Annotated in this window: 1 protein-coding gene; it reads left to right on the top strand. The window is 29.9% G+C overall.

All coding sequences use genetic code 11. The annotated features are described in order from the left end of the window. On the top strand, window positions 1-231 hold a 231-nt coding region (locus tag Q3304_RS21085), incomplete at both ends, for a cell wall-binding repeat-containing protein (protein ID WP_407815353.1).

Raw genomic sequence — 231 nt, forward strand, 5'->3', positions numbered from 1 at the left:
ACTTCTTTACAGATAGCAAATAAACTAAATAGTATAAAAGCGGTTAAAAGCGTAGCTATAGCTGATGGTTATAAGGGATTACCTGATGCAAGTAGTGTTTCTGCACCTGCTGCTAAAAACAATATTGCTATATTATTTTCAGATAAAACTCTGAAAGAAGATGCAAAACAATTTATTAATAAAAATTCACAAAAGAATTATGTTATTGGAGGAACTTCTACTGTAGATGAT

Origin of the sequence: Clostridioides sp. GD02377 (genome assembly GCF_045899875.1) — a bacterium.
Taxonomy (GTDB): Bacteria; Bacillota; Clostridia; order Peptostreptococcales; family Peptostreptococcaceae; genus Clostridioides; species Clostridioides difficile_A.